At 54.4% G+C, this 12987-nt stretch carries 11 protein-coding genes; 2 read left to right on the forward strand and 9 right to left on the reverse strand.

What is annotated here, in order from left to right; translation table 11 throughout:
- The coding region (locus EGK14_RS21305) for a hypothetical protein (RefSeq protein ID WP_199746448.1) at positions 1 to 456 on the forward strand (456 nt) is incomplete at its 5' end.
- 113 nt (positions 457 to 569) lie between these two features.
- Here EGK14_RS21305 and EGK14_RS15500 read toward each other — a convergent pair.
- Positions 570 to 2939, reverse strand: a complete 2370-nt coding sequence (locus EGK14_RS15500; protein WP_125290000.1) for a membrane-bound PQQ-dependent dehydrogenase, glucose/quinate/shikimate family — start codon at positions 2937 to 2939, stop codon at positions 570 to 572.
- 399 nt (positions 2940 to 3338) lie between these two features.
- A complete protein-coding gene (locus tag EGK14_RS15505) occupies positions 3339 to 4490 on the reverse strand; it encodes a glycosyltransferase family 4 protein (protein ID WP_125290001.1) in 1152 nt (383 codons plus the stop codon).
- A gap of 996 nt (positions 4491 to 5486) precedes the next feature.
- Here EGK14_RS15505 and EGK14_RS15510 point away from each other — a divergent pair.
- Positions 5487 to 6383 (forward strand): LysR family transcriptional regulator, encoded by an 897-nt coding sequence (locus EGK14_RS15510; RefSeq protein WP_125290002.1) that lies wholly within the window; start codon positions 5487 to 5489, stop codon positions 6381 to 6383.
- Positions 6384 to 6442: 59 nt separating this feature from the next.
- Here EGK14_RS15510 and EGK14_RS15515 read toward each other — a convergent pair whose 3' ends face one another.
- The 7 genes from EGK14_RS15515 to EGK14_RS15545 form a co-directional block, all read right to left on the reverse strand.
- Complete coding sequence (locus EGK14_RS15515) at positions 6443 to 8092, reverse strand: methyl-accepting chemotaxis protein (RefSeq protein WP_125290003.1); 1650 nt, start codon at positions 8090 to 8092, stop codon at positions 6443 to 6445.
- Between the two features lie 104 nt (positions 8093 to 8196).
- Positions 8197 to 8727: a PadR family transcriptional regulator gene (locus EGK14_RS15520; protein ID WP_233598513.1), complete on the reverse strand. Its 531-nt coding sequence runs from the start codon at positions 8725 to 8727 to the stop codon at positions 8197 to 8199.
- A 63-nt stretch (positions 8728 to 8790) separates the two neighbouring features.
- Positions 8791 to 9573, reverse strand: coding sequence for a siderophore-interacting protein (locus EGK14_RS15525; protein WP_125290004.1), 783 nt, complete (start codon positions 9571 to 9573; stop codon positions 8791 to 8793).
- A gap of 262 nt (positions 9574 to 9835) precedes the next feature.
- A complete protein-coding gene (locus EGK14_RS15530; RefSeq protein ID WP_125290005.1) occupies positions 9836 to 11152 on the reverse strand; it encodes a sorbosone dehydrogenase family protein in 1317 nt (438 codons plus the stop codon).
- Between the two features lie 9 nt (positions 11153 to 11161).
- The gene (locus EGK14_RS15535; RefSeq protein ID WP_125290006.1) at positions 11162 to 11587 is read right to left on the reverse strand and encodes a DUF2231 domain-containing protein; all 426 of its coding nucleotides are present in this window, start codon (positions 11585 to 11587) and stop codon (positions 11162 to 11164) included.
- A gap of 115 nt (positions 11588 to 11702) precedes the next feature.
- Positions 11703 to 12416 (reverse strand): GNAT family N-acetyltransferase, encoded by a 714-nt coding sequence (locus EGK14_RS15540; protein WP_199746450.1) that lies wholly within the window; start codon positions 12414 to 12416, stop codon positions 11703 to 11705.
- 71 nt (positions 12417 to 12487) lie between these two features.
- The gene (locus EGK14_RS15545) at positions 12488 to 12916 is read right to left on the reverse strand and encodes a thiol-disulfide oxidoreductase DCC family protein (protein WP_125290007.1); all 429 of its coding nucleotides are present in this window, start codon (positions 12914 to 12916) and stop codon (positions 12488 to 12490) included.
- Positions 12917 to 12987 lie beyond the last annotated feature (71 nt).

Genomic DNA, 12987 nt, shown 5'->3' on the forward strand with positions numbered 1-12987 from the left:
GCCGACACCTTCGCCACCAAAAGCGATCTACAGGTGCTGACTGAACGCGCCGAAACCTTCGCTACCAAAAGCGATCTACAGGTGCTGACTGAACGCGCTGACACCTTCGCCACCAAAAGCGATCTACAGGTGCTGAATGAGCGTATGGAGACCTTTGCCACTAAAAGCGATATACAGGTGCTGAATGAGCGTATGGAGACCTTTGCCACTAAAAGCGACCTTCGCGAGCTGGCTATCCGGAGTGAAGCGTTTGCCACGCAGAAAAGCCTGATTGAGCTTAGCGCGCGTGTGGATACGCTACCGACGCGTGAAGAGCTGGCGGTGGTCAGGAACGATCTGAATCTGATGCGGGCTGAGATGTATAAAGTGATAACCGGACAGACTAAGTGGCTGACGGCCTGCATGTTTACGGTAGCGATCCTGAGTCTGACTGCTGCCAAGCTGATTTTTGTCTGACGGAGCGGACGCAAAGCTGAGGTTTTTTGCAGGAGTGGCGGTGATGTCGAAATCGTTATGAAGAAATAAATAACGGACGGCATCCTGCCGTCCGTGTTTTTATTACATCACGATTACTTCAGGCGCCAGGCGACAACGCTGTCCCCAGCTTTGGTGCCGAGCGAACCGTGACCGCCAGCGGCGATAATCACATACTGCTTGTTATCCGCGCCCATATAGGTGGCTGGCGTTGCCTGACCACCTGCCGGCAGCTCGGTTTGCCACAGTAGTTCACCCGTATTGATGTCGTAAGCGCGGAAGAAATTATCCGCCGTCGCGCCATGGAACACCAGATCGCCCGCCGTCGTCAGCGGCCCACCGTGCGCCACCATGCCCATCGGGAAACCAATCGGGAAGCGGCCCGGCAGGAAGGTGGTTTTCAGGTTTTTGGTAGTCCCCACACGACGTAACCATTCGGTTTTACCGGTAGTCAGATCGACGCCCACCATACGACCCCAGGGCGGGGCAATGCACGGGATCCCCAGGCTGGAGGCGAACTGCTGAATATGGATCGCGTAATCCCCTTCAAAGTTCTCGTTCCAGTATGGCGTGCCGTCTTTAGTAAACAGACGTTTGTTTTCCGTTTCCGGGGTACGCTTGATCAGGTTGTACTTGTAAGCCAGACGTACCGGCGAAGCGATCAGAATTTGACGTTCCGGATCGATGGCCACCGAGCCCCAGTTAAATACGCCGATATTTCCGGGGAAGACAATGGTGCCCGCTTCGGTAGAAGGCGTCCACGGGTTGCCGTCATAGCGCATAGATTTAAATTCGATGCGGCAGGCCATCTGATCGAACGGCGTCAGCCCCCACATCGACTTCTCTTTCAGCGGATCCGGGATAAAGTTCAGCGCCGAAACGGGCTGCGTCGGCGAAAACTTCTCGCCCTGCACGCCGCCTGTAGTAGAAACATCTACCTGATTAACAGGATAGACGGCCTGACCGGTCAACCGGTTCAGTACAAACAGGTTGCCGGTTTTGGTTGGCAGGATCACCACTGGCTGACGGCTGCCCTGATAGTCGATATCCAGCAGCGAAGGCTGGGAAGGATTATCACGATCCCACAGGTCGTTTTTGGATGACTGGAAGCGCCACTTAAAGGCACCGGTTTTTAAATCCAGCGCTACCAGGGTATCGCGGAACTTCTCTGTATTGCTGTTAGCGTCGCGGCGATTGCCCAGCTCGTCTGGCGATGCGTTGCCGAACGGCACATACACCAGGCCATTTTTCAGATCGGCGCTCAGCGTAGCCCACGCAACCGGCGTGTCCTGAGGATAGGTCTGGCCTGCCGACAGCGGCTGCGTCTGCTGTGGATTAGCCGGATCGAAGTTCCAGATAAGGCGACCGCTGGTGACGTCATATGCACGAATAACGCCGGATGGATTACCGCTGTTAAAGCCGTTATCCATTACCGAGCCACCAACGATCACCAGATTACCTGCGACCAGCGGTGCAGCGGTCTGCATCAGCGCGTGTGGACGAATGTTGCCCATATTAGCACGCAAATCAACGATGCCGTTTTCGCCAAAGTCAGCGCATGGCTTGCCGCTGTCCGCATCCAGCGCGATCAGCTTAGCGTCGGTGGTCGCGTTAAAAATGCGCTTGCGACACATGGCCGGCGCGTCTGCTGCTGACGCTGGCTGTGCTTCTGGCGCATAGTAGCTGACGCCGCGACAGGTCTGATGCTGCTGCAGATAAGAACGATCTTTCGCAGGCTGATATTTCCACTTCAGCTCGCCGGTTTCCGGATTCAGCGCGTGAACTTCATTATGCGGCGTACAGAAATAAACGGTGTTGTTCACCTTCAGCGGCGTGGCTTCAAAAGTGTACTCCGTCGCATCCTTTTCGGTGCGCAGATCGCCGGTATGATAGGTCCAGGCTATCTCCAGATTACTGACGTTATCCTTAGTGATCTGTTTCAGATCGGAGAAGCGCAGGCCGTTGCTGGTGCCACCGTAGGCCGTCCAGTCATTGCTCGCCACGGCGGTATCGACCGGGCTGCGTTTGTTGGTCAGCTTGCCTGCCTGCGGATAAGGGTCATAGAAAGCCAGACCGATAACGAGAGCGATAATAACGATAACTGTCGTGCCGAGAAAAGGATGGAAGCCGGCAGGTTTAGTCGCGCCCTGCGCTTTTGACAACGGGCGCACAATCCAGGGTAAAGCCAGCCAGACGCCAACCAGGCCAATAATGTCGCCGCGCGGGATCCACTGCCACTTATCAAAACCAACTTCATAAATGGTCCAGGCGACCACCAGCCACATTAAAATTGCATAAATCGACAGCGCAATTTTTTTATTTTTAAACAGCGCAATAGCCGTCAGCAGCAGGCCAATCGCCATTACCACATAGAATGACGACCCGCCTAACAGCAGCAGTTTCCCACCCATGTAAAGCATAGCAATACCGATGATTGCTATAACAATACTCGTTAGCTTTATCATTTTCGTCTCTCGAATTAACCACAGGGATAGTTGATTTCAAATTACAATTCCGCAACTTAAAATTAACCAAATTCAGTCAAAAAGAAAATACCATTTAATTAATGTATTTTAGGTGATAATTCAGGAGCGAAAGGATTATGTCGCGTACGCATTGCCGTCTGTATAAAACAGACATTTCAGTGAGGCGTTGCTGAGTGCATAAAGCCGGCATTTCAGATACAGGTTGCTGAGCGTACAAAGCAGGCATTCCGGGTACGCATTGCTGAATGCATAAAGCAGGCATTTATTGCGTGGAAATTGTCAACGTCTGTTTATTGCGCATGCTGATTGAAAGGGGATAAGGCGGCGTTGTACAGACCGGGAGACTGAGCGTGCTCCCGGCGTTGTTTAAGGCTGAGGCTATTTACTGTAAAGCTTCTTCAGTCTGGCCTGATACGCTTCTACGTTATGCTCAGACTGGATCCTGGCGATAGCCGCGTTGGCTTTATCGTGGATCTGCTCAGGATGGCGGATAATATCCTCAATAATGCTTTTCATACGGTCGACCGTTTTACGACGCAGGGCATCGCGATCTTGCAGAGAAGTAATGGCATAGTCACAATCGTCATTCAACGGATGGCTAATCAACCAGCCCGCCTCTTGCGGATTGATTTCCGGCAGCGCACGCACGTTAGTGGTGATCACAGGACAGCCGCAGGACTGCATCTCCAGCACGGAAAAACCATAGGTTTCAGCCCAGGTAGGCAGCAGGCCGACATCCGCTTTTTGCAGCAGCTGCATCACTTTATCATTCGGCATGGCGCTGTGATGCTCGAAAAGATCGTAGCGGGCAATGGTCGCTTCCGTCTCACGTGCAAACGCCGGATCGTCCTGATAAGGGCCGAAAGCGTAGTTGTTCGTTTTCTCAAGATCGCCTATCAGCGTAACTTTTATTTGTTCCGGCTGGATAGCGTTGGCGGCCAGCAGTTCGCCGAAGGCCTGGACGATTTCGCCACCGCCTTTGCGATAAAAGTCTTTGCCAATAAAAACAAAATGAACCGGGTCGGCGGCGTTACGAGCCGGTCGCTCGGTCATGTAGAGCTTTTGTGGCGGATGCATAACCACCATTTTTTCACGCAGCACGCGCGACAGCTCCGGACTGTCGTTGAACAGCTTCATTTCCATTTTATAGGCCGCGCCGGAAAGCGCGATCAGCGCTAAACAATTATTCGCTGTCAGCGCTGAAGAGAGCCGTTGCAGCTTTGCGCGGTTGTCCTCTTTGCTGCCGTTTTTAGGCGGCAGGATACGTGGCAGCTCGGTTTCAAACGTCGCCACCCATTTACGGTCGGTTATTGCTATCTCGTTGAAAACGTGAAAGACATCAATGTTTTTTTTCTGCGAACCAACCAGCGGTCGAAACAGGAAAATTTTGTCTCTTTTAAGAAACTTCATGTTCAGAAGATTTATATAAGAATAAATGTTCTTGTTTTTGAAGTTCACATATTCCACGTCAGCATCAACAATTATCGTCCGTTTCTCCGGGTAGTTATCGTTAGATACGCCGACTCTCATACCGCCACCTCATAGAAAATAATGCTAACCGCACTGAGTAATGTTATTAGAATTCAAATTTGCCCTGGTATTCATTCCATGACGCCCCGGTACTCCATCACATCGGCCGCCGCAAGTAAATACAGGCATATTCTTATTATCAAAACTGGCAGAATAGTTGCCGCTGAATGGGGGGATACTTACGCAGGAAATAGTTAATATTTAGTTAAAATTTATCGCCAATTTATTCGGGTAGTCCGGTTAATACTGGCTGCAACGGAGTACACAAAAAGATACACAATGAAATAAAGCATTACACCTACCGTCTCACAATTTTTCCATAAAAGTAAAAAACCAGTTATGCCGGGCCTGTCAGTACCTTGCAGCCTTTCTCACCGGCACAGTCTCTCTAATCAGCGCCTCAAATGGAGACCAGCCTTAACCAGAAAAAAGTAAACAAATTGTTAAAAATGTTGAAAGGGCACAATAAAAATATTACAGCTGCTTATATAAGATTTGATCGGCCCGAACCGGACCAGGACTTTTCTCCCGCCCCCCATTTAAAGTATTAATATTTGTAAAAATGATGTCCGGTTAATATCTACGCCACTGCCAATTTTATTTGCCTGGCGAAGATAGCCTGTAGCGATTTTGTAATTAAGATATTTCTGTTTTCGTCGAGGGCGCATTCTGAATTGTGCCGGATTTCCCCGGTAAAAAGAGGTTCAAAAAGCAGGCTAATTGAATAAGAAACTTCTGATTAAAAAATGACAGGGTGGCATTCAGATTAGCGCAAACAGCGTCTGAAAAGTACCAATCATGATCAGAATAAAGCGAAAACGCCACGCGTGCGCCATGCTCAAAAAACTGGTCCGCTTTGGCTGTAAAGACAGGGCGGGATTTTTGCAGTACTTTGATTTTATTTAAAATTAGTCGGATAAACAGCAGTAAGCCGTCGCACCCCGGCACCGGCCAGGTTACACTCGTTTCTCTGCCCTGTTCACCTCTGAGATAACCATGCTGAAAGAAAATTTTAACGACCTTATCTCGCTGATGGTGATCGCTCGTGAGAGAAGCTTTACCCGAGCGGCGGCCAGGTTGGGCGTCTCCCAGTCCGCCTTAAGCCATGCCATACGCGGGCTGGAGGAGCGGTTGCAGCTGCGTCTGTTAACCCGTACCACGCGCAGCGTCGCTCCTACCGAAGCGGGCGAACGCCTGATAAAAACCATTGGCCCGCACCTTGAAGAGATTGAAAACGAGCTGGCTGCGCTGCGTGAACTGCGCGACAGGCCGTCAGGCAATATTCGCCTTAACGTGGGCGATCACGCCCTTACCTTCGCCCTGTGGCCCGTAGTAGAACAGTTTTTACAGGCGTGGCCGGAAGTGAATATCGAAATTATGTCCGATAATTCCCTGACGGATATCGTCAGCGGCCGTTTTGACGCGGGCGTACGGCTGGGCGAACAGGTTGCCAGAGATATGATTGCCGTCAGGATCGGGCCGGACTGGCGGATGGTTGTGGTGGGCTCGCCCGCTTATTTCGCTCGCTATGGCAAGCCCGCTACGCCACAGGATCTACAGCAGCACAACTGCATCAATATGCGCCTGCCGACAATGGGCAGTATTTACGCCTGGGAGTTTGCCAAAGCGCAGCGCGAAATCCGCGTGAAGGTGGACGGCCAGCTGACGCTGAATAATCTGCAAACCCGAATTAAAGCTGCCGTGGCAGGTATCGGCCTGGCGATGGTACCTGAGGATACCGTTGAGGAGGCGGTTAAGGCAGGGCAGCTGGAAAAGGTGCTGGAAGAGTGGTGCACGCCTTTTCCGGGCTATTACCTGTACTATCCCAGCCGCCGCCAGCATACCTCCGCCTTTGCGAAGTTCGTTGAGGCGGTTCGCTACAGCGGGATCTGACGGCAAATGCAAAGGCCCGAAGACGGCTCGGGCCTTTAATTATTAACGCTTAAAACTGGTCAGAAGGCTTCCCAGTTATCCGTTGAGGCGCTCGCCAGCACCGGTAATTTCTGAGCCGTCACGCCAGAACGACGTGCTACCTCTTTCCTGCCGGCCAGGCGAAACACGGCTACCGCCTCGTTCAGGCGAGCGGCCTGCTCTTCCAGCGAGGCGGCGGCTGAAGAAGATTGCTCCACCAGCGCGGCGTTCTGCTGCGTCACCTGATCGAGTTCCGACACCGCGATGCCAACCTGACTGATGCCGCGGCTCTGCTCCTCAGAGGCGGAGGAAATCTCATCCATGATATCCCGCACCTGCTGTACCGAGCTGAGGATGCCGCTCATCGATTCTTCTGCCTGTCCCGCCAGTCGGGAGCCGCTGTCAACGCGGGCCGAGGATTCAGCAATCAGCGCGTTGATATCTTTCGCCGCTACGGCGCTGCGCTGCGCCAGGCTGCGAACTTCTCCCGCCACTACCGCAAAGCCGCGGCCGTTTTCGCCTGCGCGGGCGGCTTCTACCGCCGCGTTCAGCGCCAGAATATTGGTCTGGAAAGCGATACTTTCAATTACGCCGGTGATTTCCGCGATTTTTTTAGAGCTTTCCTGCAGCCCAAAGATGCTTTTTATCACGCCGTCCACGATAGCGCCGCCCTTCTCCGCCGTTTGTGCAGCTGAAAGCGCCAGCTTCGCCGCCTGATGGGAATTGTCCGCGTTCTGCTTCACCGTGGCGGTGAGCTGTTCCATGCTGGCGGCGGTTTGCTCCAGCGAGGCCGCCTGCTCTTCCGTTCGGGATGAGAGATCGTTGTTGCCCGCCGCAATTTCGCTGACGCCGGTTAAAATCGTATCCGCGCCGTTGCGTACGTTGCCGACGGTTCTCACCAACGACTGCTGCATGACCGCCAGACCGGAAAGCAGATGGCCCATCTCGTTACGGGCGCGCGCATCGACCGCGATTTGCTCTGTCAGATTGCCCTGCTCAATAGCGTTGATATGCCCCAGCGCGCGTGCCAGCGGCTGGATCAGCACGCGTTTAATCACTGACCAGCTGACGATAACAGCGCTCAGCACCACCAGCAAAATAGCGCCCATCAGCCACAGCATCTGCGTAAATACCTGTTTGCTTTCAGCGGAGGTGATCTTCGACAGCTGACCAACGGCGGCGCGCCAGCGATCGTAATCGCCCTGCATAATTTTCTGATTGCCGGCAACGTTAATGCTGAACAGGCCGGTCAAATCGCGGCGTGAAGCGATTTCCATCAGCTGATTAAGCTGTCCGGCATATGCCTGATAGCTTTGCGCCAGCCTGCTGTTAAGAGTGGCATCGAGTCCGGGAAGAACCGGCCCGTTCTGGTAGTTATTGAAATCGCGATCGGCCAGCGCCAGCTGCGCTTTGCCGTGCGCGACCATACCGCTCACTATGCTGCTGGTCGGCCCCTCTTTTTGCAGCCAGATCACCACGCGGTTAACGTCCGCGCGCGCCGCGTTAAGTTCATACCAGGCATTGGTCAGCGCGGTCACCCGATCGCTGGCCTTCGAGGCGGTTTCGAAGCTCTCTTTATTGTGATGCAACGCGCTGAGGAAAAGAATGCCAGCGACAAGCTGTAGAGTGCCGAAGGCAACGATGGTGCTGAGCAAGAAAGAGGAGGTTTTGATTCGGGAAAAAACGGACATAGCCACACCTGATTATTGTTTCAGAAGTGGCTTATATCGGCAAAGTTACCGGTAACATTAGAAAAAAACGTGACTATTTATATTGATAGCTGAACAACTCTGCATCAGCTGCGCTCGATTTTGCGCGCGGCTTCATCCAGCGCATCAATGATGTCGTGCAGCGTCTGCTGCGGCAGCTCCGCCTGGGAAAGGCGCATATTTAGCGCCATACGCATATTATTAATGGCCCGCTCCACTTCCGGAATGCTGCGGTTATTGACGAGGATCGCCATCGAGCTGAGCCGGTTAATGATGTCATGCAGCGTTTCCTGCCCTTCTGCCAGCTGGCGTTCCCCTTCCTGGGTCAGGCTATAGGCCTTGCGCGCCGCCTGCGCATCACGGGATTCGATGCATTCCATCTCCTCCAACAGCGTCAGGTTAGGATAAATAATGCCGGGACTGGGGCTGTATTCGCCTTTGGATAGTTCTTCAATCGTCTTAATCAGCTCGTAGCCGTGTGCGGCGCCCTGCGCGATAAAGTGCAGCAGCAGCAGGCGAACGTCGCTGGCGTCCAGCATCTTTTCGCGCCGTTTTCTCCGCGCGGCGCTGGCCGGGCCGCCTGATAAGTCGTGTTGAGAACCGTACTGTGATTTCATCGCCTGCCTGTGCCTGTTTGAAGGGGACGGATAGTAAGTTAGCCCCTGAAAAATACAACAACCCTACTTATCGTGCCAGTAAGCCACCGCGCGCACGAAATCAGCGTCGCGCTCGCGCTTGCCGATAAAGTAGTCGCTGAGCTGCTTCACCGCCGCGCCTTCGCCCGTCAGCCAGATAAAGTAGTCGTCCGCCGGTAAGACAACCTTATCCAGTTCGGCAATGAGCGAGCCGACGCCACCCTGCATTTTGCCGCTGCCCAGCCAGACGATTTCCACGTTTGGCGGATCGCCAAGATAGGCTTTGCCCTGCGCTGCGTCGGCAAAGGCATAAAGCTTCACCGGCCTGTCGCCAAGCGAACTCAGCCGCCGTTTAAACGCGGGCAGGCCTGTTTCATCGCAGACGTAAAGCTGGAAGGCGTACTCTTCCGGCACGATCAGCGAGCCGCGCGGGCCGCCGATGGCCAGCCTGTCGCCAGGATGCGCCGTAGTGGCCCAGTCGCTGGCTACGCCCGACTCGTGCAGATAAAAATCCAGCGTCAGCCTGTTTTTCTGCGCGTTAAAGTACAGCGGCGTGTAGTCACGTGCCAGCGGACGAATGCCGTCTTTCCAGACGATGCCCTCTTCCGTGACCTGAGGCAGATAAAGCTCGCCTGTGGCAGGATCCGGAAAAAACACCTTAACGTGATCGTCGAAGCCCGCCGAATTAAACCCGGCCAGCGCTTCGCCGCCGAACTCAATGCGGTAGAAGCTGTTGGCGATAAAAGTTTTCGCAATCACTTCCACCGGACGAAAGCGCAGTTCATTTCTTACGCGACGGGGAGCGCGTCCCGTTATTTCGGTCAAAATAGTTCTCCTGACGGGAATTAGCCCGTAATAGTAAACCGTCTCTGTTCTTATTGACGCAGGAAAATATATCTATGATATATCTTAACCGCAAGCGGATTTTTGCTCATCGTCTGACTGCCCGCACGAATAGTCCCCGAGGCCCTCAGGCAAAAAAAAACCGCCGGGCAGAACGCCGGGCGGCTTGATAGTGATGAAAAACTTAAAAGGGCGCGCCGACGTTTTTACAGCAAAACGATGGCAGTGACTGATAATACGCCTCGTGTTAAAGCGCGGTCGCGCCGGTGACGCGCCAGACCACGTTTCCGGCATCGTCGGCAATCATCAGACCTCCCTGTTTATCCATAGTCAGGCCTACCGGCAGGCCGCGAACCGATTTTTGATCCTCCGTGAGGAAGCCGGTGACCACCGGCTCTGGCTGTCCTTGCGGCATACCGTTGCGGAAGGCAACCCAGACCACCTGATAGCCGTTCAGCGGCTTGCGGTTCCAGCTGCCGTGCTCGCTGACAAAAGCACCGCCACGGTATTTCTCCGGCAGATTGGTGCCGGTATAGAACCACAGTCCCAGCGGCGCCACGTGCGAGCTGAGCGCATAGTCAGGCTTAATCGCTTTTTTCACCAGATCCGGGCGCGGCGGCTGAACGCGTTCGTCCACGTGCTGGCCGAAATAGCTGTAAGGCCAGCCGTAAAAGCCGCCTTCCTGTACCGATGTCAGGTAGTCCGGCACCAGATCGGCACCGATTTCATCGCGCTCGTTAACGATGGCCCACAGCTTGCCGGTTTGCGGCTCCCACTGCATCCCGGTGGGATTGCGCAGCCCGCTGGCGTAGATCCGACTGGCGCCGCTTGCCGCATCGACCTCCAGGATATCGGCCCGACGATACTCTGCGCCGATGCCGTTTTCAGTGATATTACTGTTGGAGCCGACGCCGACATAAAGTTTGCTGCCGTCCGGGCTGGCCAGCAGCGACTTGGTCCAGTGATGGTTAACAGGCCCGCCCGGCAGCTCGGTCAGCTCGGTGCCGGGATCGGTGATCTTCGTCGCGCCGCTTTCATAGCGATATTTCATCAGCGAGTCGGCATTCGCCACGTACAGCGTATCGCCGATAAGCTGCACGCCAAACGGCGAGCGCAGGTTTTCCAGGAAAGGATATTTTTGCCAGCTTTTGCCGTCGCTGCTGCGCAGCAGCGTAATGCGATTGCCGCCGGCACCGCCCTTGCCGGAGGCCTTTTGAACCAGACCGGTGATTAGCTGCTTCGGCTGGCTGGTCGGCGCTGCCGGAGCGCTGCCTTCCACCACCAGTATATCGCCATTTGGCAACGTATAGAGCTGGCGCGGATGCTGAAAACCGTCCGCAACTTTTTCTATCTTCAGACCATCCGCGACCCTGGGCTTTTCACCCTCCTTCCATGGCGTACCGTTCGGAACCTTCATGGGCGGGACAAGGAAGTTTTTTGCCGCCGGCAACTCCGGATCCGCACCGGTTTGCTTTGCGGGATCGATTTTAGCGCCGTTATCACAGCCGGCGAGCAGCAGTGAAACCGTTACGGCCAGCAGTGAGAGTGTGGTTGACGTTTTCATAACTCCTCCTTAAGCGGTGCGATCGCGCACGGCGAGCTGCACGTTGGCGAACAGCATCAGAACCACCGCCAGGGTGGAGAGAATAACGCCGGCAGGCACCACCGCCCACGCGTCGCGGCTGTGAATAAAGGCGTTGAAAATTTCCAGCACGATCGCCAGCAGATAGGCCCAAAAATGCACTTTTATCGCCGATCCCTGCGGATAAGAGACGCCCACCCAAACCTGCACAAGGTTAATCAGGCGAGGAACGATTGCAACGATCAGTCCGATAGCGATCAGCCAGCTCGCCGCCTGTGTCCAGAAAATTTCAGTACTGTAGAGATAAATAATGTCGAAGATCCAGCCCGCCACAAAAAAGCCGAGCGGGACAGGATGAAACAATGAATAGACGGCCACCGCAAAAGTCGAATGGCGGGATGTTACCTGGGAAGTCATTTACCGGCTCCTTAAACAGGGAAAATGCGCGGCCCGCAGGCAATGCGGCAGCGCAGACTGTAAAAGGTTAGTAAAGTTAATGACTTCTTGTTTAGTAATGTGAAGAAAATTAGGATTATGCCCGCTGCTGGCGTAAATCAGCCAGCGAAAGTCGCTGTACGCCAGCCGCGTCAAAATTGCTGACGTCCAGCCAGCGCTCAAAAGCTTCGCGCAGCGCGGGCCATTCCTCATCAATAATGGAAAACCAGGCGGTATCGCGGCTGCGTCCTTTGTAAACGATGGCCTGACGGAACAGCCCTTCATAGCGAAAGCCGAGACGCTCTGCTGCCCGCCGCGAAGGCGCGTTGAGGCTGTCGCACTTCCATTCGTATCGACGATAGCCCAGCCGATCGAAGGCGTAACGCATCAGCAGAAAATGGCTTTCGGTAGAGAGCGGCGTGCGCTTCAGCGCGGGCGAAAAGGTCACGTACCCCACTTCCATCACGCCGTGCGCTGGCTCAACCCTCATCAGCGCCAGCGTACCGACCGCGCGACCGCTTTGTCGATCGATCACGGCGAAGTGCAGCGGATCGCGACTGGCTTCGGCCCTGGCAAGATAGTCGCGAAGCTCCTCCGCGTTAAAAGGGCCGGCGGGCAGCCAGGTCCAGTCGCGATCGTCTTCGGCGCTGCTCCACGCGGTCAGCAGATCCTCATAGTGACGGGCGCTTTCCAGCGGCTCCAGCATACAGAAGCGCCCCGCCAGCGCTATGCGTTCAGGCAAAGGGCGCGGCGTCCATTCAGGAAGCGGTTCGCCAACCGGCTGTTGAAATTCATTTAAACGCACGGACAATTTTCACCTCAGGCGATAACTACGTTGATTTTCCAGCATAAACTGCCGCGTAACGAAAGCCAGTAGTTTTTTTACCTGTCGATAAACCGGCCCGGATAGTCCGCCGGCGGTTTTTGTCGCTCATTAAATCGGCCAAACAGCCGATAACGGTTTTGTGCGATCAGATTATAGCAGCGGTCGCTGATGAACTTTGGACAGAAGCGCAGTACCGAAAGCGCTCGCCAGGGCCACGGCAGCCCAAGCATAACGCGGAAAATAGCGTCGGCGCGCAGATAAACCTGGCCGCGTTCGAGCAGCACAATGGTATTGATTTCGTCAGGCGACATACCGGCGGCTTTCAGCAGGGATTTGCCTTTTTCAGTCTGAACCGCGGCCAGGCGTACGGTGCGACGCTTGTCATAGCGCAGCAGAAAATTGACCCAGCCGTTACAGAGTTTGCACACGCCGTCATAAAGCACAATGCGCTCGTGCGACGGCAGCGTTTCAGCAGTATCGGACATAGCATCACCAAAGTCAGATAAAAATAAAAAGCCGTTTGTACACGACCAGACCTTAAGCCTGGCTTGAAAAG

It is taken from the genome of Erwinia sp. 198, from assembly GCF_003937915.1.
GTDB lineage: Bacteria > Pseudomonadota > Gammaproteobacteria > Enterobacterales > Enterobacteriaceae > Erwinia > Erwinia aeris.

What these genes read in the sequence shown, in the direction of transcription:
- EGK14_RS15500 (WP_125290000.1), bottom strand. Translation starts at nt 2,939, where the DNA reads ATGATAAAGCTAACGAGTATTGTTATAGCAATCATCGGTATTGCTATG.
- EGK14_RS15505 (WP_125290001.1), bottom strand. Translation starts at nt 4,490, where the DNA reads ATGAGAGTCGGCGTATCTAACGATAACTACCCGGAGAAACGGACGATA.
- EGK14_RS15510 (WP_125290002.1), top strand. Translation starts at nt 5,487, where the DNA reads ATGCTGAAAGAAAATTTTAACGACCTTATCTCGCTGATGGTGATCGCT.
- EGK14_RS15515 (WP_125290003.1), bottom strand. Translation starts at nt 8,092, where the DNA reads ATGTCCGTTTTTTCCCGAATCAAAACCTCCTCTTTCTTGCTCAGCACC.
- EGK14_RS15520 (WP_233598513.1), bottom strand. Translation starts at nt 8,727, where the DNA reads ATGAAATCACAGTACGGTTCTCAACACGACTTATCAGGCGGCCCGGCC.
- EGK14_RS15530 (WP_125290005.1), bottom strand. Translation starts at nt 11,152, where the DNA reads ATGAAAACGTCAACCACACTCTCACTGCTGGCCGTAACGGTTTCACTG.
- EGK14_RS15535 (WP_125290006.1), bottom strand. Translation starts at nt 11,587, where the DNA reads ATGACTTCCCAGGTAACATCCCGCCATTCGACTTTTGCGGTGGCCGTC.
- EGK14_RS15545 (WP_125290007.1), bottom strand. Translation starts at nt 12,916, where the DNA reads ATGTCCGATACTGCTGAAACGCTGCCGTCGCACGAGCGCATTGTGCTT.